Annotated in this window: 18 protein-coding genes, 1 tRNA gene, 1 other RNA gene and 2 pseudogenes; 10 read left to right on the top strand and 12 right to left on the bottom strand. The window is 70.6% G+C overall.

Annotated features, from left to right (window positions below; translation table 11 throughout):
• Position 1: 1 nt before the first annotated feature.
• Both rnpB and FPZ47_RS15385 read right to left on the bottom strand, forming a co-directional pair.
• An RNA gene (gene rnpB / locus FPZ47_RS15390) (RNase P RNA component class A) lies at positions 2–406 on the bottom strand.
• Positions 407–460: 54 nt separating this feature from the next.
• Positions 461–1,090, bottom strand: a complete 630-nt coding sequence (locus tag FPZ47_RS15385) for a class I SAM-dependent methyltransferase (RefSeq protein WP_144948480.1) — start codon at positions 1,088–1,090, stop codon at positions 461–463.
• Positions 1,091–1,160: 70 nt separating this feature from the next.
• Here FPZ47_RS15385 and FPZ47_RS29505 point away from each other — a divergent pair.
• Positions 1,161–1,334, top strand: a pseudogene (locus FPZ47_RS29505) (cytochrome P450); the annotation flags it as partial.
• Here the strand turns inward: FPZ47_RS29505 and FPZ47_RS15375 are convergent.
• The 4 genes from FPZ47_RS15375 to cobC are packed head-to-tail and all read right to left on the bottom strand — an operon-like array spanning position 1,332 to position 5,360.
• A complete protein-coding gene (locus FPZ47_RS15375; protein WP_144948477.1) occupies positions 1,332–2,438 on the bottom strand; it encodes a bifunctional RNase H/acid phosphatase in 1,107 nt (368 codons plus the stop codon). The pseudogene FPZ47_RS29505 and the gene FPZ47_RS15375 sit on opposite strands and share 3 nt — an antisense overlap.
• On the bottom strand, positions 2,435–3,172 hold the full coding sequence (locus FPZ47_RS15370; RefSeq protein ID WP_144948476.1) for a zinc ribbon domain-containing protein: 738 nt from the start codon (positions 3,170–3,172) through the stop codon (positions 2,435–2,437). Before FPZ47_RS15370 ends, FPZ47_RS15375 begins: the two co-directional genes overlap by 4 nt.
• Positions 3,169–4,317, bottom strand: a complete 1,149-nt coding sequence (locus FPZ47_RS15365) for a Nif3-like dinuclear metal center hexameric protein (protein WP_144948474.1) — start codon at positions 4,315–4,317, stop codon at positions 3,169–3,171. Before FPZ47_RS15365 ends, FPZ47_RS15370 begins: the two co-directional genes overlap by 4 nt.
• Positions 4,314–5,360: an Rv2231c family histidinol phosphate aminotransferase CobC gene (gene cobC, locus FPZ47_RS15360; protein ID WP_246133275.1), complete on the bottom strand. Its 1,047-nt coding sequence runs from the start codon at positions 5,358–5,360 to the stop codon at positions 4,314–4,316. Before cobC ends, FPZ47_RS15365 begins: the two co-directional genes overlap by 4 nt.
• An 88-nt stretch (positions 5,361–5,448) precedes the next feature.
• Here cobC and FPZ47_RS15355 point away from each other — a divergent pair, with 88 nt between their 5' ends.
• Genes FPZ47_RS15355 through FPZ47_RS15345 form a run of 3 tightly spaced genes read left to right on the top strand, consistent with a single transcriptional unit; the run spans position 5,449 to position 7,401 of the window.
• Complete coding sequence (locus tag FPZ47_RS15355) at positions 5,449–6,096, top strand: HAD-IA family hydrolase (protein WP_144948517.1); 648 nt, start codon at positions 5,449–5,451, stop codon at positions 6,094–6,096.
• Positions 6,089–6,586 (top strand): low molecular weight protein-tyrosine-phosphatase, encoded by a 498-nt coding sequence (locus FPZ47_RS15350; protein WP_144948471.1) that lies wholly within the window; start codon positions 6,089–6,091, stop codon positions 6,584–6,586. Before FPZ47_RS15355 ends, FPZ47_RS15350 begins: the two co-directional genes overlap by 8 nt.
• A complete protein-coding gene (locus FPZ47_RS15345; protein WP_144948470.1) occupies positions 6,586–7,401 on the top strand; it encodes an SURF1 family cytochrome oxidase biogenesis protein in 816 nt (271 codons plus the stop codon). The genes FPZ47_RS15350 and FPZ47_RS15345 overlap by 1 nt, the downstream gene beginning before the upstream one ends.
• Here FPZ47_RS15345 and FPZ47_RS15340 read toward each other — a convergent pair.
• The 6 genes from FPZ47_RS15340 to FPZ47_RS15315 all read right to left on the bottom strand — a co-directional run bounded on the left by FPZ47_RS15340 (position 7,383) and on the right by FPZ47_RS15315 (position 11,328).
• Positions 7,383–8,330 (bottom strand): cobalamin biosynthesis protein, encoded by a 948-nt coding sequence (locus tag FPZ47_RS15340; RefSeq protein ID WP_144948468.1) that lies wholly within the window; start codon positions 8,328–8,330, stop codon positions 7,383–7,385. The genes FPZ47_RS15345 and FPZ47_RS15340 overlap by 19 nt on opposite strands.
• A gap of 48 nt (positions 8,331–8,378) precedes the next feature.
• Positions 8,379–9,497, bottom strand: coding sequence for an epoxide hydrolase family protein (locus FPZ47_RS15335; protein WP_144948514.1), 1,119 nt, complete (start codon positions 9,495–9,497; stop codon positions 8,379–8,381).
• Between the two features lie 34 nt (positions 9,498–9,531).
• Positions 9,532–9,606 (bottom strand) — tRNA-Val (locus FPZ47_RS15330).
• A gap of 117 nt (positions 9,607–9,723) precedes the next feature.
• Positions 9,724–10,185, bottom strand: a complete 462-nt coding sequence (locus FPZ47_RS15325; RefSeq protein ID WP_144948466.1) for a peroxiredoxin — start codon at positions 10,183–10,185, stop codon at positions 9,724–9,726.
• The gene (locus FPZ47_RS15320) at positions 10,185–10,595 is read right to left on the bottom strand and encodes a DUF3052 domain-containing protein (RefSeq protein ID WP_144948464.1); all 411 of its coding nucleotides are present in this window, start codon (positions 10,593–10,595) and stop codon (positions 10,185–10,187) included. The genes FPZ47_RS15325 and FPZ47_RS15320 overlap by 1 nt, the downstream gene beginning before the upstream one ends.
• 130 nt (positions 10,596–10,725) lie before the next feature.
• Complete coding sequence (locus tag FPZ47_RS15315; protein ID WP_144948462.1) at positions 10,726–11,328, bottom strand: hypothetical protein; 603 nt, start codon at positions 11,326–11,328, stop codon at positions 10,726–10,728.
• A 185-nt stretch (positions 11,329–11,513) separates the two neighbouring features.
• On the opposite strand from FPZ47_RS15315, the gene aceE reads away from it, so the two are divergent.
• The 6 genes and pseudogenes from aceE to kasB form a co-directional block, all read left to right on the top strand.
• Positions 11,514–14,303, top strand: a complete 2,790-nt coding sequence (gene aceE, locus FPZ47_RS15310) for a pyruvate dehydrogenase (acetyl-transferring), homodimeric type (protein ID WP_144948460.1) — start codon at positions 11,514–11,516, stop codon at positions 14,301–14,303.
• 64 nt (positions 14,304–14,367) lie between these two features.
• Positions 14,368–15,702, top strand: a complete 1,335-nt coding sequence (locus FPZ47_RS15305) for a PucR family transcriptional regulator (RefSeq protein ID WP_144948457.1) — start codon at positions 14,368–14,370, stop codon at positions 15,700–15,702.
• 140 nt (positions 15,703–15,842) lie between these two features.
• Positions 15,843–16,751, top strand: a complete 909-nt coding sequence (locus tag FPZ47_RS15300; RefSeq protein WP_144948454.1) for an ACP S-malonyltransferase — start codon at positions 15,843–15,845, stop codon at positions 16,749–16,751.
• 110 nt (positions 16,752–16,861) lie between these two features.
• On the top strand, positions 16,862–17,206 hold the full coding sequence (acpM, locus tag FPZ47_RS15295) for a meromycolate extension acyl carrier protein AcpM (RefSeq protein ID WP_046184098.1): 345 nt from the start codon (positions 16,862–16,864) through the stop codon (positions 17,204–17,206).
• On the top strand, positions 17,203–18,468 hold the full coding sequence (gene kasA, locus FPZ47_RS15290; RefSeq protein WP_144948451.1) for a 3-oxoacyl-ACP synthase KasA: 1,266 nt from the start codon (positions 17,203–17,205) through the stop codon (positions 18,466–18,468). Before acpM ends, kasA begins: the two co-directional genes overlap by 4 nt.
• An 81-nt stretch (positions 18,469–18,549) precedes the next feature.
• Positions 18,550–19,159: pseudogene (gene kasB / locus FPZ47_RS15285) on the top strand (3-oxoacyl-ACP synthase KasB); the annotation flags it as partial.

The following is a 19,159-nucleotide window of genomic DNA, read 5'->3' as shown; positions in this document are numbered from 1 at the left end:
GCGGACGAGTTGGCCTGTAAGCCGGATTCTGTTCCCCGCCGCCGCGGCGTGAGCAGCGGCGGCGCGGCGGCGACCATCCATCTGGACACACCGTTGCCGGGTGCCTCGAGCGGTCTACCCGCAGGCTCGGGCGAGCAACCCTCGAACGCCTGCGCGGCCGCCACCTTGCGGTGCGGCCTTCTTGACCTTGCTTCGGGTGGGGTTTGCCTAGCCACCCCGGTCACCCGGAATGCTGGTGCGCTCTTACCGCACCGTTTCACCCTTACCACCGCGAGGGTGGCGGTTTGTTTTCTGTGGCACTTTCCCGCGAGTCACCTCGGATTGCCGTTAGCAATCACCCTGCTCTGTGAAGTCCGGACTTTCCTCGAACCGCCTCGCGGCGCTCCGCGGCCGCCCGGCCAACTCGTCCGCGACGCCCCACGGTACCCGCTGCGCAGCGCCGGGGCCAGCAACCGCGGGGCTATGCGGCTTTCCGCAGCACCATCACGTTGTCGACCAGGGTCGCGGGCTGACCGTCCGGGCCGAGCGTCTCCCGCCCGACCTGCTCGGCCCGCAGCCGCGTCCAGGTCGCGTCCAGCTGCATCCCCGCCAACACCTCCTCGATTCCGGGAAACCGGTGCAGGTGCTCTTTGGCCCAGGGCGGGGCTTCGCCGTGGTCGACGATCAGCAGCACCCCGCCGGGGGCGACGTGCTCGGCGGCCCGGCGCAGCACCGCCTCGCGGTCCAGTCGCGCCGGTGAGTGCAGGTATTGCGCCGACACCAGGTCGAACGTCCCCTCCGGGAAACTCTCGTTGAGGTCATGGCACTGAAACTCGATACGGTCCAGCAGGTTTCGTCCAGCTGCGGCCTCCGAGGCGCGCTGCAGCGCGGTCTCCGAGACGTCGACGGCCAGCACCCGCCAACCGCGTTCGGCAAGCCACAGCGCGTCGGCGCCCTCGCCGCTGCCGAGATCCAGGGCCCGGCCGGGCGGCAGTTCGGCGGCCGCCTCGACGAGTTGGGCATTGACGCGCCCACTCCAGGTCCGACCGGATGAGCTGTAGCGCTCTTCCCAGAACCGCCGCGCGTCTTCGGGTTTATCGTCGTTGTGCATACCGCGAGCATGCCGGAACCCGGCGCCCTTGCCAAACGGGGATCGGCCCCCGGATGGGATTGCCCACCGGGGCCGCGAGATGGCCCGGCGCGAACCGCGCGTGACCGAACTGGTCAACGACATGATCGACGCTTTCGCCGACCGCGGGGAATGCGACTTGCGCGCCGAGTTCGCGGTACCGCTGCCCTGCACCGTCTTCCTGCAGCCGCTGGGGCTGCCGCTGGAGGACCTGGACACCTTCCTACAAGTACGCGGTCTGGTTCACCAGACGCACCGAAGAGCCTCCGTCGGAATAGAACTCGGCGATGCTCAGCGACGCCAGGTCGAGGTGCAGCCGGTACAGGATCCCGGGCCCCGCGTCCAGTGCCAGCCGCAGCAGCATCTTGATCGGCGTCACGTGCGAGACCACCAGCACGGTGTCCCCTTCGTGCGCCGCGACGATCCGCTCACGCGCCCGCGCCGCCCGGTCGCGCACGGCCTCGAAACTCTCGCCGCCCGGCGGGGAGGTGCCGGCGTCCTGCAGCCAGCGGCGATGCAACTCCGAATCGCGCTGCGCCGCTTCGGCAAATGTCAACCCCTCCCAGTCGCCGAAATCGGTCTCGACGAGGTCGTCGTCGACGGTCACGTCCAGGCCGAGCGCCTTGGCCGCCGTCGCCGCGGTGTCGTACGCCCGCTGCAGCGGTGAGGAGAACACCGCGGCGATCCCGCCGCGCCGGGCCAGGTACCGCGCGGCGGCCCCGGCCTGGCGCCGGCCCGCCTCGGTCAGTCCCGGGTTGCCACGCCCCGAATAGCGACGTTGCGCCGACAATTCGGTCTGACCGTGCCGCAGCAGCAGGAACCTGGTCGGCGTGCCGTGCGCGCCCGTCCATCTCGGTGCGCTCGGGGCCCGGGCCGCAGTGGTTTTCGCCGTCTCGGCGGTTCTCGCCGGCGCGGCGTCCGGCGGGTCCGATGCCTCGTCCATCGCCTCGTTGGCCAATCGGTCGGCGTGTGCGTTGCGCTCCCGCGGGACCCAGCTGTAACGGACCCGGTCGAACCGCGACGCCAGCGCGCGGGCCTCGGCGTGCAATTCCTTGAGGTCCGGGTGCTTGACCTTCCACCGCCCCGACATCTGCTCCACCAGCAGCTTGGAGTCCAGGAAGACCGCGGCCTCGGTGGCACCCAGCTCCAGGGCAACCGCCAAACCCGCAATCAGGCCCCGGTATTCGGCGACGTTGTTGGTCGCCCGGCCGATCGCCCGTTTGGCCTCGGCCAGCACGGCCGAACGGTCGTCGCTGAGCACCACCGCGCCGTACCCGGCGGGGCCGGGGTTGCCACGCGAGCCGCCGTCCGCTTCGATGACGACCTTCACTGCTCGAAGCCCTTGACCCGCAGCAGGATCGCGCCGCACTCCGGGCAGCGCACCAACTCGTCCTCGGGGGCGGCCGAGATGCGCGACATCTCCCCACGGTCGATCTCGAGACGGCACGCACCGCAGCGGCGCCCGAGCAGCGGGGCGGCGCCCGGCCCGCCCCCGGCGCGCTGCCGCTCGTAGAGGGCGGACAGGGCGGGGTCCAGTGCCGCGGTCAGCTCGTCGCGGCGCGACGCGTGAACCCGGCGGGCCGCGTCGATCTCGGCGCGCGCGGCGTCGAGCGCCTGCTCGGCCCCGGCCAGCTCGGCCTGCAGCGCATCCGCCGCGGTCGTCTCGGCGTCCAGCTGGGCCTGCAGCTCCTCGCGCCGCTCCATCACCTCCAGCAGCGAATCTTCCAGGCTCGCCTGCCGGCGTTCCAGGGTCTCGAGCTCGTGCTGGAGGTCGGTCAGCTGCTTGACGTCCGTGGCGCCCGAGGCCAGCAGCGAGCGGTCGCGGTTCTCGCGCTGCCGCACTGATTCGACCTCGGCCTCCAGCCGGCTCACCTGCGCGTCCACGTCGTGCAGCGCGATCGCGACCGCGGCGGCCCGGTCCCGCGCGGCGTCGCGTTCGCCCTGCATCCGGTCGCACTCCTCCTGCTGGGGCAGGTGGGCGGACCGGTGCGCGAGCCGGGACGCCTCGGCGTCCAGCTTCGACAATTCGAGCAGCGAAAGTTGCTGTGTTAATTCGGCTTTCATGGCTCATTCCTCCCGGCTTCGTTGCCAAGGTGCCCCAGGTTCCAGGGGTCGGTGCGAATTCCGCACACCCGCACCTCGAGCGCGCCGGGGAATCGGGACCGCAACAGGCCGGCGGCCTGCTCGCACCAGGGGAACTCACTGGCCCAGTGCGCGACGTCGATCAGGGCCACATCCGAGGCCCGCCGGTGCTCGTCGGCCGGGTGGTGCCGCAGATCGGCCGTGACGTAGGCCTGCACGCCGGCGCCCGACGCGGCGGCCAGCAGCGCATCCCCGGCACCGCCGCAGACGGCCACCCGCGACACGGCTCCGTCGGGATCACCCGCGGCGCGTACGCCCCAGGTGGTCCGCGGCAGCGCGTCATCGACACGAGATACGAAGTGGTGCAATGACTCCGGCTCCGGCAGCGCGCAGATGCGGCCCAGCCCGGTGTCGCCCGGCGGGGGCACCAGGGCGAAGACGTCGAAGGCGGGCTCCTCGTAGGGGTGGGCGGCGCGCATCGCCGCCCACACGCCGGCCCGCAGCCGCGCGGGAGCGATGACCTCGACCCGGTCCTCGGCGACCCGCTCGACGGTGCCGACGCGGCCGATCGCCGGCGAGGCGCCCTCGTGCGGCAGGAACTGCCCGATGCCGCTGACGCTCCAGCTGCAGTGCGAATAGTCGCCGATATGACCCGCGCCGGCCCCGAACACCGCGGCCTGCACCGCCTCGGCATTCTGCCGCGGCACGTAGATGACCCACTTGTCCAGGTCGGGGCGGGCCGCCACCGGCTCGAGGACGCCTTCGACGGTCAGGCCCAGGGCGCGCGCCAGGGCATCGGACACCCCCGGCGACGCCGCGTCGGCGTTGGTATGGGCGGTGAACAGGGCACGCCCGGTCCGGATCAGGCGGTGCACCAGCGCACCCTTCGGCGTACTGGCCGCCACCGTGTCGACCCCGCGCAGCAGCAACGGGTGATGCGCCAGCAGCAGGCCGCCCGCGGGCACTTCGTCGACGACGGCGGGTGTGGCATCCACCGCGACGGTCACCGACGTCAGCGCGTCGTCGGGGTCACCGCACACCAGCCCCACCGAGTCCCAGGATTGAGCCAGTCGCGGCGGGTAGGCCTCGTCCAGCACGTCGATGACGTCGGACAGTCGCACATTCACCGATGAACCCCGTTCGTCGTCGCCTCCGAGATGGCCCGGACCAGCAGCGGCCACTCGCGGCGCACCGCCGCCCGCAGGTAACGCTCGTCCAAGCCGACGAATGTATCACAGCGACGGATGGCAATCCCCTTGTCTCTCAAAGCTTCTCGAACCCGGACGCCATCCGGGTGGCGGAACAGCACGAACGGCCCCCGGCCGGGGAACACCTCGGCGCCCACGGCTTGCAGGCCGGCCGCCATGTCGGCACGGCACGCCTCCAGCCGCACCGCTCCGGCCGCCGCGTCGGCGACCGCCGCCGGGTCGCAGCAGGCCGCGATCGCCGTCAGCTGCAAAGTTCCCACCGGCCAGTGTGCCCGCTGCGCGGTCAACCGCGCCAACAGCCCCGGCGCGCCGAGCGCGTACCCCACCCGCAACCCGGCCAGCGCCCACGTCTTGGTGAGGCTGCGCAGCACCAGCACGTCGGGCAGCGCCTCGCCGGCCAGCGACTCCGGCTCGCCGGGCACCGCGTCGGCGAACGCCTCGTCGACCACCAGGATCCGCCCGGGCCGGCGCCAGGCCAGCAGCTGCTCACGGGTGTGCAGCACCGAGGTCGGGTTGGTCGGATTGCCCACCACGACCAGGTCGGCGTCCTCCGGCGGCCGCACGCCGTCCAGGCCGAACGGCGGCTCGAGCACGACGTGGCGCACCGCCACCCCGGCCGCGGTCAGTGCCGCCGCCGGCTCGGTGAACGCGGGCGCCACGACCACCGCCCGGACCGGACGCAGGTTGCTCAACAGCGCGAAACCCTCCGCCGCGCCGGCCAGCGGCAGGACCTCGTCGCGGGCGCGGCCGTGCCGGCGTGCCACCGCGTCCTGCGCGCGGTGCACGTCGTCGGCGCCGGGATAGCGCGCCAGGTCGCCCAGCCGCTCGGCCAGCCGCCGCACCAACCACTGCGGCGGCTGCGCGTCGCGGACGTTGACGGCGAAATCGAGCATCCCGGGAGCGACGGCCTGGTCACCGTGGTAACGCGCCGCCGCAGGCGGACTCGGGTGCAGACTCGCCATCCGTGAAACACTAGTGGGCCGTCGGGGGGACGCCGCAGCAACCTCGAGGACAACCGAAATCAGGGACAATGGTCTGGTGACACGCAGCATGGTGACCGCGCAGCTGGTGATCTTCGACCTCGACGGCACGCTGACCGACTCCGCGGAGGGGATCGTGGCCAGCTTCCGCCACGCCCTGGAACGGGTCGGCGCCGCGGTGCCCGACGGCGATCTGGTCGCCCGGCTCGTCGGCCCGCCGATGCACGCCACGCTGCGCACACTGGGCCTCGGCGCGGCCACCGACGAGGCGATCGCGGCCTACTACAGCGATTACGCCGCGCGGGGCTGGGCGATGAACAGCCTGTTCGAGGGCATCGAGCCGCTGCTGGCCGATCTGCGCGCGGCCGGCGTGCGGATGGCCGTGGCCACCTCCAAGGCCGAGCCGATTGCACGGCGCATCCTCGCCCACTTCGGGCTCGACGAGTACTTCGAGGTGATCGCGGGGGCCGGCACCGACGGCTCGCGCAGCACCAAGACCGACGTCCTGGCCCACGCGCTGGCGCAGCTGGCGCCGCTGCCCGAGCGCGTCCTGATGGTGGGCGACCGCAGCCACGACGTCGTCGGCGCCGCCGACCACGGCATCGACACCGTGGTGGTCGGCTGGGGCTACGGGCAGGCCGACTTCCCCGGCGGGTTGGGCGACGGCGCCACGCCCGCCCGGACCGTCGCCGAGCTGCGGAGGGCCCTCGGTGTCTGATCGCGAGCCGCTGCACGTCACGTTCATCTGTACCGGCAACATCTGCCGGTCGGTGATGGCCGAGAAGATGTTCGCCGACCAGCTGCGGCGGCGTGGGCTGGGCGACGCGGTGCGGGTGACCAGCGCGGGCACCGGGGACTGGCACGTCGGCAGCAGCGCCGACGCGCGGGCGGCCCGGGTGCTGCGCGACCACGGCATCCCCACCGATCACCGCGCCGCCCAGGTGGGCGCCGACCACCTCGCGGCCGACCTGGTCATCGCCATGAGCCGCAACCATCTGCGGATGCTGCAACACCTGGGCGTGGAGGCGCGGCGGCTACGGATGCTGCGGTCGTTCGACCCGCGTTCGGGCGCCCACACGCCCGACGTCGAGGACCCCTACTACGGCGAGCACGAGGACTTCGAGGCGGTTTACACCGTCATCGAGGCCGCCCTGCCCGGCCTGCACGACTGGGTCGACGACCGGCTCGACCGGAACGGAGCGGGCTGATGCGCCGCGTGGCGTTCCTGCTGCGGCCGGGCTGGATAGCGCTGGCCCTGGTGGTCATCGCCTTCACCTACCTGTGCTTCACGGTGCTCGCGCCGTGGCAGCTGGGAAAGAACAGCAGGACGACACGGGAGAACCACCAGATAGAGCAGTCCCTGCGCACCGCGCCGGTTCCACTGAAAACGCTTCTGCCGCAACAGATTTCGTCGGCTCCGGACGCGCAGTGGTGCAGGGTGACGGCGACGGGGCACTACCTCGCCGACCTCCGGGTGCTGGCCCGGCTGCGGGTCGTCGAGGGCGACCCCGCCTTCGAGGTGCTCGAACCGTTCGCGGTCGACGACGGGCCGACCGTCCTGGTCGACCGCGGCTACGTGCGACCCGAGCAGGGCTCGCACGTGCCCCCGATCCCCCCGGCTCCGCAGCAGACCGTCACCATCACGGCCCGCCTGCGCGACTCCGAACCGGCCGCCCAAGGCAAGGCGCCATTCCTCAAAGACGGCTTCCAGCAAGTGTATTCGATCAACACCGAACAGGTCGCGACGCTGACCAGGGTCCCGCTGGCCGGGTCGTACCTGCAGCTGGTCGAGGACCAGCCCGGCGGGCTCGGCGTCATCGGCATTCCGCACCTGGATGCCGGGCCGTTCCTGTCCTACGGCATCCAGTGGATATCGTTCGGCATCCTCGCGCCGATCGGACTGGGCTACTTCGCGTACTCCGAACTCAAGGCCCGCCGCAAGGAAAAGCAGCAGGCACCTGGCCCGGCAGGCCCGACCACCGTCGAGGACAAGATCGCCGACCGCTACGGCCGCCGGCGGTAGGACAACCCGCCGGCGAGCAGCGCGGCCGCCGCCTGCACCACCGCCGACAGCGCCACCCCACGGCGCAGGTCGGCCACGCCGGGCGCCGCGCCGTCGCCGAGTGCCGGCCGGATCTCCAGCTCGTGGCGGTACTGCGTCGGCCCGCCGAGCCGCACCCCCAGCGCCCCGGCGAAGGCCGCCTCGACCACGCCCGCGTTGGGGCTGGGATGGGCGGCGGCGTCGCGGCGCCAGGCCCGCGCCGCACCCGACGGCGATCCGCCGACCAACGGTGCGCAGATCACCACCAGGGCGGCGGTCGCGCGCGCCGCGGCGTAGTTGGCCACGTCGTCCAATCGCGCTGCGGCCCAGCCGAACCGGGCGTAGCGCGGCGAGCGGTAGCCGATCATCGAGTCCAGGGTGTTGATGGCGCGGTAGGCCAGCACCGCGGGCACGCCGCCCGCGGCCGCCCACAGCAGCGGCGCGACCTGGGCATCCGAGGTGTTCTCGGCGACCGACTCCAGCGCCGCGCGCGTCAGGCCCGCCCGATCCAGCGCGGCCGGGTCGCGTCCGCACAGCGCCGGCAGCAGCCGGCGCGCGGCGTCGTCGTCGCCGCGACCCAGCAGCCGCGACATCTGCAGGCCGGTGCGCGCCAGCGACGTTCCCCCCAGCGCCACCCAGGTGGCCGCCGCGGTGGCCGCGATCTGCCCGCGCCGGCCGGTGTGGGCGGCGGCGCCGCGCACGGCCACGCCCAGCGTGCTCACCGCGGCGAGCAGCACCGCGACGTGTGCGGCGCCGGCGATCCTGCTGTCGCGGTAGGTGACCCGCTCCAGCCAGGCCGCGGCGCCGCCGAACAGCGCGACCGGATGGCCCCGCCGCGGGTCGCCCAGCGCGACGTCGGCCAGGTAGCCGGCCAGCACGCCGGCGTTGCGGGTCCGCCGCATGCTGAGCATCCCGGCAGCGTCTCATACCCGCCGATCCGGCCCCCGTTGCCGAGTGCCTCAGCGCACTGTGGCGAAGAACGCGCGCAGGTCCTCGACGAACAGCTCCGGCTGCTCGAACGCCGCGAAGTGCCCGCCGCGCGGCATGGCCGTCCAGTGCGTGATGTTGTAGACCGGTTCGCACCAGGACCGCGGCGTCTTGAGCAGCTCGCCCGGGAAAGCTGCGACGCCCGTGGGCAGTTCGACGCGGTCCAGCTCTCCCCAGACGCGGAAGCTCTCCCAGTACAGGCGGGCCGAGGACGTGGCCGTGCCGGTCACCCAGTACACCGTCACGTTGTCCAGCAGCTCGTCGCGGCTCAGCACGTTCTCCGGATTGCCGTCGCAATCCATCCAGGCCCAGAACTTCTCCACGATCCACGCCAGCTGGCCCACCGGCGAATCGGCCAGCCCGTAGCCCAGTGTCTGGGGCCGGGTGGACTGCTGTTTGGAGTAGCCGGTGCCCCACCTGCGGTGCTCGGCCAGCGCGGCCAGGGCCCGCTGCTCCTCTTCGGTCGGGTTCTTCAGGGCCCCGGGGGTCGGGCGCCCGATCGGCATGTTCAGGTGGATCGCCGCGCAGTGGCCGCGATTCCGGCCGATCTGGGTGGTCACGGCCGCGCCCCAGTCGCCGCCCTGCGCGCCGTACCGCTGGTAGCCGAGGCGGCCCATCAGCGTCTCCCACGCCCGCGCGATCCGTTCGACGCCCCAGCCGGTGCGGGTCGGCTTCCCGGAGAAGCCGTAGCCCGGAAGCGACGGGCACACGACGTGAAACGCATCCTCGGCGCGCCCGGACGCCGGATTGGTCAGCGGCTCGATGACCTTGTGGAACTCCACGATCGAGCCGGGCCAGCCGTGCGTGATCAGCAGCGGCAACGCGTCGGAGTGCGGTGAGCGCTGATGGATGAAATGGGTGTCCAGGCCGTCGATCTCGGTGGTGAACTGGTCGAAGCGGTTGAGCGCGGCCTCGCGGGAGCGCCAGTCGTATTCGTCGGCCCAGTAGCCGGCCAGCGCGCGGGTGTAGTCCAGCGGGATGCCCTGACTCCAGTCGTCCACGCATTCGGCCTCGGGCCAGCGGGTGCGCGCCAGGCGCGCTCGCAGGTCCTGCAGGACATCGTCGGAAACGTCGATGCGGAACGGCTGCACGGCCTCACCACCCCTCGTCATCGTCGCAGCGCGCTGGTGGGCGCGGACGGTATCGAACCGCCGACCGCTGGTGTGTAAAACCAGAGCTCTACCACTGAGCTACGCGCCCCATGCCCGCCGGGGCAGGCTACACGCCCCGAGGGCAAGTACCCAAAATCGGCGAGGGTGCGCGTTTGTACGCGCCACGCGGCGTGTCGGCGTACGGACACGCACACTCGCCAGATCCTCAATCCTGCAAAGCCGCCAGTGCCTCGGTCCAGAGGCGCTGGTCGCGGGCCTCGCCGGGCTGCTTGCACTCCGCGAACCGGATGATCCCCGTCCGATCGACGGCGAACGTGCCGCGGTTGGAGTAGCCGGCGTCCTCGTTGAACACGCCGTAGGCCCGGCTGACCTCGCCGTGCGGCCAGAAATCCGAGAGCACCGGGAACAGGAACCCGCTCTGGATCGCCCAGATCTTGTGCGTGGGCGGCGGGCCCACCGAGATGGCCAGCACCGCGCGGTCGTCGTTCTCGAAATCGGGCAGGTGGTCGCGCAGCTGGTCCAGCTCGCCCTGGCAGATCCCGGTGAACGCCAACGGGAAGAACACCAGCAGCACGTTCTTGGAGTCGCGGTAGCCGCTGAGGCTCACACGCTGCTGATTCTGGTCACGCAGCGTGAAGTCGGGGGCGGTGGCTCCGACCGGCAGCATCAGCGCTTGCCGGCCCGGGACTTGGGCTGGACCAGCCGGCTGGCGGCCCAGTCCCCGAGGTTGACCGACGAGGTCGGCATCAGGCCCGCGGTGGGCGCCGCCTCGGCGATGTCCGCAGGCAGCACGTGCCCGGGTTTGCCGGTCTTGGGCGTCAGCACCCAGATCACGCCGTCCTCGGCCAGCGGACCGATCGCATCCATCAGGGTGTCCACCAGGTCCCCGTCGCCGTCGCGCCACCACAGCAGCACGACGTCGACGACCTCGTCGGTGTCCTCGTCGAGCAACTCACCGCCGCTCGCCTCCTCCACCGAGGCGCGGATGTCGTCGTCGGTGTCTTCGTCCCAGCCCCACTCCTGGACGACTTGGTCTCTTTGGATGCCCAATTTGCGAGCGTGATCCGCCGCGACCACCGTGGAGCCTCCTTGTAATCGTCCGCGCCGTGCGATGGGGATTATCGTCGCATAGCCAGGACCGGGTCCATACCTCAACCTCGGGAGTACCTCGGGAGGATGACCTGGGAATCGCCTGAACAACAGCGTCTCAGAACGACGCCAGGCACAGCTTCAGCGCCTTGGTCTTCGCGTCGTTGAGCTGGTCGACCCGCTTGTTGAACTCGCCGGTCGGCGCGTGGGTCCCGATGGCGTTCGCCACCGCGTGCGCCGCATCGGCGTAGGCGTTGAACGCGTCTTTGAGCTGCGGCGAGAGCGCGTCGTTCACGCTGTTGAGGACCTTCGAGGCGCTGTCGTTGAGCGCCCCGACGGCCGGGCCCTCGGTCGGGCCGGTGCTGCGGCCCGCGTTGAACGCGGCCACGAACTCGTTCACCTTGTCGATCGCGTCTTTGCTCGCGGTGGCCAGCGAATCGCACGAGGTGCGGACCGCCCTGGTCGTCAGCGACTGCTGCCGCTGGGACTCCCTGCTGCTCGACGTCGCCTCGGAGGCCGACACCGACGCCGACACCGACTGCCGGTAGGCCGGGGCCAGGTTGGTGTCGGGCGTCGCGGTGCCGTTGGTGACGGTGGTGCACCCCGCCACCAGGCCGAGCACACCCATCAGGACCGACGCCGCGCAGCCCAGCGCCAGAACGCCTCGCCTGCGCAGGTCCCCCACGTGCGCGCGAGGGACCCCGCGCCATCCGATGAGCACGGGTGCTGACGTTACCGGGTGACGGTGTCGCGCCACCTCGCGACGCACCGGATCGCGGCGGCAGGTGAACGTTGCGCGGCGGATGGACGGCGGGTTACCGCACCGGACACCGGTGCGGCACGATAGGGAGGCCAGGTGCGATACACCGCGCAGGCACACGTCCCGCAAACCACAGGAGCAGTGCGTTGACCACCGAGTTCGCCCGCCATGATCTGGCGAAAAACCCGAGCAGCGCAGGTGAACCCGACCGGGTTCGGGTGATCCGCGAAGGTGTGGCGTCGTATCTGCCCGACATCGACCCCGAGGAGACCTCGGAGTGGCTGGAGTCCTTCGACGAACTGCTGGAGCGGTCGGGCCCGGCGCGGGCGCGCTACCTCATGTTGCGGCTGCTGGAACGGGCGGGCGAGCAGCGGGTGGCCATCCCGGCGCTGACGTCCACCGACTACGTCAACACCATCCCGACCGAGCTGGAACCGTGGTTCCCCGGCGACGAGGACGTCGAGCGCCGCTACCGGGCGTGGATCAGGTGGAACGCCGCCATCATGGTGCACCGCGCCCAGCGCCCGGGAATCGGCGTGGGCGGCCACATTTCGACCTACGCGTCCTCGGCGGCGCTCTACGAGGTCGGGTTCAACCACTTCTTCCGCGGCAAGTCGCATCCCGGCGGCGGCGACCAGGTGTTCATCCAGGGCCACGCCTCCCCCGGGATCTACGCGCGCGCGTTTCTGGAGGGCCGCCTGACCACCGACCAGCTCGACGGGTTCCGCCAGGAGCACAGCCACCCCGGCGGCGGGTTGCCGTCCTACCCGCACCCGCGGCTGATGCCCAACTTCTGGGAATTCCCCACCGTGTCCATGGGCCTGGGCCCGCTCAACGCCATCTACCAGGCACGGTTCAACCACTACCTGCACGACCGGGGCATCAAGGACACCTCCGACCAGCACGTGTGGTGCTTTTTGGGTGACGGCGAGATGGACGAACCGGAGAGCCGCGGCCTGGCGCACGTCGGTGCGCTCGAGGGCCTGGACAACCTGACCTTCGTGGTCAACTGCAACCTGCAGCGCCTCGACGGCCCGGTGCGCGGCAACGGCAAGATCATCCAGGAGCTGGAGTCGTTCTTCCGCGGGGCCGGCTGGAACGTCATCAAGGTGGTGTGGGGCCGCGAGTGGGACGCGCTGCTGCACGCCGACCGCGACGGCGCGCTGGTGAACCTGATGAACACCACGCCCGACGGCGACTACCAGACCTACAAGGCCAACGACGGCGGTTACGTGCGCGACCACTTCTTCGGGCGTGACCCCCGCACCAAGGCGCTGGTGGCGAACATGAGCGACTCCGAGATCTGGAACCTCAAGCGCGGGGGCCACGACTACCGCAAGGTCTACGCCGCCTACCGCGCCGCCGTCGACCACAAGGGCCAGCCGACGGTGATCCTGGCCAAGACCATCAAGGGCTACTCGCTGGGCGCGCACTTCCAGGGCCGCAACGCCACCCACCAGATGAAGAAGCTGGCGCTGGAAGACCTCAAGTGGTTCCGCGACTCCATGCGGATCCCGATCAGCGACGCCCAGCTCGACGAGGACCCCTACCTGCCGCCCTACTACCACCCCGGCTCCGACGCCCCCGAGATCCGCTACCTGCTCGACCGGCGCCGCACCCTGGGCGGTTTCCTGCCCGAACGGCGCACCAAGACCAAGGCGCTCAAGCTGCCCGGCCGCGACATCTACGCCCCGTTGAAAAAGGGTTCCGGGAACCAGGAGGTCGCCACCACGATGGCGTTGGTGCGCACGTTCAAAGAGGTGATGCGGGATAAGGAGGTCGGCCCCCGCCTCGTCCCGATCATTCCCGACGAGGCGCGCACGTTCGGTATGGACTCGTGGTTCCCGTCGTTGAAGATCTACAACCGCCTGGGCCAGCTGTACACCGCAGTGGACGCCGACCTGATGCTGGCCTACAAGGAGAGCGAAATCGGCCAGATCCTGCACGAGGGCATCAACGAGGCGGGTTCGGTGGGTTCGTTCATCGCGGCCGGCACCTCCTACGCGACGCACAACGAGCCGATGATCCCGCTCTACATCTGCTATTCGATGTTCGGCTTCCAGCGCACCGGCGACGGGCTGTGGGCCGCGGCCGACCAGATGGCGCGCGGCTTTCTGCTCGGGGCGACCGCGGGCCGCACGACGCTGACCGGCGAGGGCCTGCAGCACGCCGACGGTCACTCGCTGCTGCTGGCCGCCACCAATCCCGCGGTGGTGTCCTACGACCCGGCGTTCGCCTACGAGATCGCCTACATCGTCGAAGGCGGGCTGGCCCGCATGTTCGGGCCGGACCCGGAGAACGTGTACTTCTACATCACGGTCTACAACGAGCCCTACGCCCAGCCGCCCGAGCCGGACAACTTCGATCCCGAGGGCGTGTTGCGGGGCATCTACCGGTACCGCACGGCCGCGGAACGGCGCGCGAACACGGCCCAGATCCTGGCCTCCGGGGTGGCCATGCCCGGGGCGCTGAAGGCCGCGGAGATGCTGGCCGCGGAGTGGGACGTCGCCGCCGACGTGTGGTCGGTGACCAGTTGGGGCGAACTGAACCGCGACGGCGTCGCCGTCGAGAAGGCCAGGCTGCTGCACCCCGACCGGCCCGCGGGGGTGCCCTACATCACCAAGGCGCTCGAGGGTGCCGCCGGGCCGGTGGTCGCCGTGTCGGACTGGATGCGGGGGGTGCCGGAGCAGATCCGGCCGTGGGTGCCGGGCACCTACGTGACGCTGGGCACCGACGGGTTCGGCTTCTCCGACACCCGCCCCGCGGCGCGCCGCTACTTCAACACCGACGCCGAGTCGCAGGTCGTCGCCGTGCTCGAGGCGCTGGCGCGCGACGGCGAGATCGACCCGTCGGTGGCGGTGGCCGCCGCGCGCGAGTACCGCATCGACGACGTGCTGGCCGCCCCGGAGCAGACGTCGGACCCCGGCGTGGCCTGAGGGCGCTGAAGACCCACGCCCCGCTTTGGAGAAAACGTCCAGAAAGCAAGCGTAGATTTTAGGGGTGAACGACAACGCCTTCGCGGGTCCGTTTGCCAAGCACCCCCGGTCGCCGCTGGAACTGCTGGACACGGTCCCGGAATCCCTGCTGCGGCGGCTGAAGCAGTACTCGGGCCGGCTGGCGACCGAGGCGGTTTCGGCCATGCAGGAACGGTTGCCCTTCTTCGCCGAACTGGAAGCATCTCAGCGCGCCAGCGTGGCGCTGGTCGTGCAAACGGCGGTGGTGAACTTCGTGGAGTGGATGCACGACCCGCACAGCAACGTCAGCTACACCGCGCAGGCCTTCGAGCTGGTGCCCCAGGACCTGACCCGTCGGATGCCGCTGCGCCACAGCGTGGAGATGGTGCGGGTCACCATGGAGTTCTTCGAGGAGGTGGTGCCGCTGCTGGCCCGCTCCGAGGAGCAATTGACCGCCCTGACGGTCGGGATCCTGAAGTACAGCCGCGACCTCGCATTCACCGCCGCCACGGCCTACGCGGACGCGGCCGAGGCGCGGGGGACCTGGGACAGCCGTATGGAGGCCAGCGTCGTCGACGCGGTGGTCCGCGGCGACACCGGCCCCGAGTTGCTGTCCCGCGCGGCGGCCCTGAACTGGGACACCACCGCGCCGGCGACGGTCGTCGTCGGAACCCCCGCCCCCGGTCGCGGCGACGCGACAGGTGCCGGCGGCCCGGCCGGTAGCGAGCGCGCCAGCCAGGACGTCCGCGACATCGCCGCCCGGCACGGGCGGGCGGCCCTCACCGACGTGCACGGCACCTGGCTGGTGGCGATCGTGTCCGGCCACCTGTCGCCGACCGACAAGTTCCTGACCGCCCTGCTGAACGCCTTTTCCGACGGCCCGGTCGTCATCGGCCCCACGGCGCCCATGCTGACCGCGGCCTACCACAGCGCCAGCGAGGCGATCTCGGGGATGAACGCGGTCGCCGGCTGGAGCGGGGCGCCCAGGCCGGTGCAAGCCCGCGAGCTCCTGCCCGAACGCGCCCTGATGGGCGACGCCTCGGCGATCGTGGCGCTGCACACCGACGTGATGGGGCCGCTGGCCGACGCCGGGCCCACGCTGATCGAAACACTCGAGGCCTACCTGGATTGTGGCGGCGCGATTGAGGCTTGTGCCAGGAAGTTGTTCGTTCATCCAAACACCGTGCGGTACCGCCTCAAGCGCATCACCGACTTCACCGGGCGCGATCCGACCCAGCCCAGGGACGCATATGTGCTGCGCGTGGCGGCGACGGTCGGTCAACTCAACTACCCCATGCACCCTGCCGGTGTTGCCGGCACTACCATGACGCAGGTTCCGCTGCCGGTCAGGACGGGTGCGCCGGCGCTTCCCGGGCGATAGTGACCCACACAACAGGTCTCAGAGCGGTATCGAACAGGTAGCTTCACGAGCGGTTTTGTAGGCTCCATACAAAAAGCTAAGACAAGGTTCATAATCTGTTACACCCGCCAAAACCGTTTCCACAGTGTTCTCTTAGACATGTGATCGCATTACTTGCACCCGGGCAGGGTTCACAGGCCGAGGGGATGCTGTTGCCGTGGCTGGAGCTGCCCGGCGCCGCCGACCAGATGACCTTGTGGTCGAAGGCCAGTGGCCTGGACCTCGTGCGGCTGGGCACCACCGCCTCGACCGAGGAGATCACCGACACCGCGGTCGCTCAGCCGCTGATCGTCGCGGCCACACTGCTGGCCCACCAGGAACTGACCAGGCGCGAACTGCTCACCGGAGAGGACCTCATCGTGGCCGGTCACTCCGTCGGCGAGATCGCGGCCTACGCGATCGCCGGGGTGATGGGCGGGGACGACGCCGTGGCGCTGGCCGCCACGCGGGGCGCCGAGATGGCCAGGGCGTGCGCCGCCGAGCCCACCGGCATGTCCGCGGTGCTCGGCGGGGACGAAGCCGAGGTGCTGGCCCGTCTCGAACAGCTCGACCTGTTCCCCGCCAACCGCAATGCGGCCGGCCAGATCGTGGCCGCCGGCGCGCTGACCGCGCTGGAGAAGCTCGCCGAAGACCCGCCCGCCAGGGCCCGGGTCCGCGCCCTCGGGGTGGCCGGCGCGTTCCACACCAGGTACATGGCGTCGGCCCTCGACGGCTACGCCGCCGCGGTGGCCGCGATCGCGACGGCCGAACCCACCGCCACCCTGCTGTCCAATCACGACGGGAAGCCGGTGCGGACGGCGGCCGCGGCGATGGAGACGCTGGTCGCCCAGCTCACCCAGCCGGTGCGCTGGGACCTGTGCACGCAGACGCTGCGTGAGCACGACGTGCAGGCGATCGTGGAGTTCCCGCCCGCGGGCACTCTGGCCGGGATCGCCAAGCGTGAACTTCGGGGAGTCACGGCCCGCGCCGTCAAATCGCCCGCAGACCTGGACGCGTTGGCGAAACTCTGAGGGCCAGCCGCGCCAGTACAACCACATAACACGTCAATTCGATTACCACACAACACACAACACACAACACACATCACACATCACACAACACATTACGAAGGGAACAGGCTGTGGCCGTCACTCAGGAAGAAATCATTGCCGGTATTGCCGAGATCATCGAAGAGGTAACCGGCATCGAGCCGTCCGAGGTCACCCCGGAGAAGTCGTTCGTCGACGACCTGGACATCGACTCGCTGTCGATGGTCGAGATCGCCGTGCAGACCGAGGACAAGTACGGCGTGAAGATCCCCGACGAGGACCTCGCCGGTCTGCGCACCGTCGGTGATGTCGTCTCCTACATCCAGAAGCTCGAGGAAGAAGACCCCGAGGCCGCCGCCGCGCTGCGCGCCAAGCTGGAGTCGGAGAACCCCGACGCCGTTGCCAACGTCAAGGCGAGGCTGGAAGCGGACAAGTGAGCAAGCCTTCCACTGCTAATGGCGGTTACCGCGGCGCTCCTTTCAAGGACGTCGTGGTGACCGCCGTCACGGCGACGACGTCCATCGCGCCGGACATCGAAGGCACGTGGAAGGGTTTGTTGGCCGGCGAGAGCGGCATCCGCGTGCTCGAGGACGATTTCGTCGCCAAATGGGACCTGGCCGTCAAGATCGGTGGCCACCTCAAGGAGCCGGTCGACCAACACATGGGCAGGCTGGACATGCGGCGCATGTCGTACGTCCAGCGCATGGGCAAGTTGCTGAGCGCACGCCTGTGGGAGACCGCCGGCAGCCCGGACGTGGATCCGGACCGGTTCAGCGTCGTCGTCGGCACCGGCCTGGGTGGCGCCGAGCGGGTCATCGAGACCTACGACCTGATGAACGAGGGCGGGCCTCGCAAGGTGTCCCCGCTCGCGGTCCAGATGATCATGCCCAACGGCGCCGCGGCGACCGTCGGGCTGCAGCTCGGGGCTCGCGCCGGGGTGATGACCCCGGTGTCGGCCTGCTCCTCGGGTTCGGAGGCGATCGCCCACGCGTGGCGCCAGATCGTCATGGGTGACGCCGACGTCGCCGTCTGCGGCGGCGTCGAGGGCCCCATCGAGGCGCTGCCGATCGCGGCGTTCTCGATGATGCGGGCCATGTCGACCCGCAACGACGAGCCCGAGCGCGCCTCGCGCCCGTTCGACCGGGACCGCGACGGCTTCGTATTCGGCGAGGCCGGGGCGCTCATGCTGATCGAGACCGAGGAGCACGCCAAGGCCCGCGGCGCCAAGCCGCTGGCCCGGTTGCTCGGTGCCGGCATCACCTCGGACGCCTTCCACATGGTGGCGCCCGCGGCCGACGGCATGCGCGCCGGCCGGGCGATGACACGGTCGATGGAACTGGCGGGCTTGTCGCCGGCGGACATCGACCACGTCAACGCGCACGGGACCGCGACCCCGATCGGCGACGCCGCGGAGGCCAACGCCCTGCGGGTCGCCGGCTGCGAGCACGCGGCGGTCTATGCGCCCAAGTCGGCGCTGGGTCACTCCATCGGCGCGGTCGGTGCCCTCGAATCGATTCTCACGGTGCTGAGCCTCCGGGACGGCGTCATACCCCCGACCCTCAACTACGAGACCCCCGATCCCCAGATCGACCTCGATATTGTCGCGGGCGAACCTCGCTACGGCGAGTTCCGTTACGCGATCAACAACTCGTTCGGATTCGGGGGACACAACGTGGCCCTCGCGTTCGGACGCTACTGAGCACGGCGTCCGGCGACGATGCGGGCCGCAAACGGCCCGAGGAGGAGCCGGACAAGTATGGAAGGAAAGTTCGCAAGCCCCATGACCGAGCTGGTTACCGGGAAAGCATTTCCCAATGTGGTCGTCACCGGCGTCGCCATGACGACCGCGCTGGCACCCGACGCGGAGAACACGTGGAAGCTGTTGCAGGACAGCCAAAGCGGCATCCGCACTCTCGAGGATCCCTTTGTCGAGGAGTTCGACCTGCCGGTCCGTATCGGCGGGCACCTCGTGGAGGAGTTCGACAGCCAGCTGACCCGTGTCGAGCTGCGGCGCACGGGTTACCTGCAACGGATGTCCACCGTCCTGGGCCGCCGGGTGTGGGAGAGCGCCGGCAACCCGGAGGTCGACACCAACCGGTTGGCCGTGTCCATCGGCACCGGGTTGGGGTCGTCGGAAGAGATGGTCTTCAGTTACGACGACATGCGCGCTCGCGGCATCAAAGCGGTCTCCCCGTTGGGCGTGCAGAAATACATGCCCAACGGCGCGGCCGCGGCGGTCGGCCTGGAACGGCACGCCAAGGCCGGCGTGATGACGCCGGTGTCGGCGTGCGCGTCCGGGTGCGAGGCCATCGCGCGGGCCTGGCAGCAGATCGTGCTCGGTGAGGCCGACATGGCGATCTGCGGCGGGGTGGAGACCAGGATCGAGGCGG

The organism is Mycobacterium helveticum, assembly GCF_007714205.1.
GTDB lineage: Bacteria > Actinomycetota > Actinomycetes > Mycobacteriales > Mycobacteriaceae > Mycobacterium > Mycobacterium helveticum.
The sequence above is the reverse complement of the archived record's forward strand: the minus strand, read 5'-3'. Positions and strand labels throughout refer to the sequence as shown.

What these genes read in the sequence shown, in the direction of transcription:
- FPZ47_RS15385 (WP_144948480.1), bottom strand. Translation starts at nt 1,090, where the DNA reads ATGCACAACGACGATAAACCCGAAGACGCGCGGCGGTTCTGGGAAGAG.
- FPZ47_RS15370 (WP_144948476.1), bottom strand. Translation starts at nt 3,172, where the DNA reads ATGAAAGCCGAATTAACACAGCAACTTTCGCTGCTCGAATTGTCGAAG.
- cobC (WP_246133275.1), bottom strand. Translation starts at nt 5,360, where the DNA reads ATGGCGAGTCTGCACCCGAGTCCGCCTGCGGCGGCGCGTTACCACGGT.
- FPZ47_RS15355 (WP_144948517.1), top strand. Translation starts at nt 5,449, where the DNA reads ATGGTGACCGCGCAGCTGGTGATCTTCGACCTCGACGGCACGCTGACC.
- FPZ47_RS15345 (WP_144948470.1), top strand. Translation starts at nt 6,586, where the DNA reads ATGCGCCGCGTGGCGTTCCTGCTGCGGCCGGGCTGGATAGCGCTGGCC.
- FPZ47_RS15340 (WP_144948468.1), bottom strand. Translation starts at nt 8,330, where the DNA reads ATGCTCAGCATGCGGCGGACCCGCAACGCCGGCGTGCTGGCCGGCTAC.
- FPZ47_RS15325 (WP_144948466.1), bottom strand. Translation starts at nt 10,185, where the DNA reads ATGCTGCCGGTCGGAGCCACCGCCCCCGACTTCACGCTGCGTGACCAG.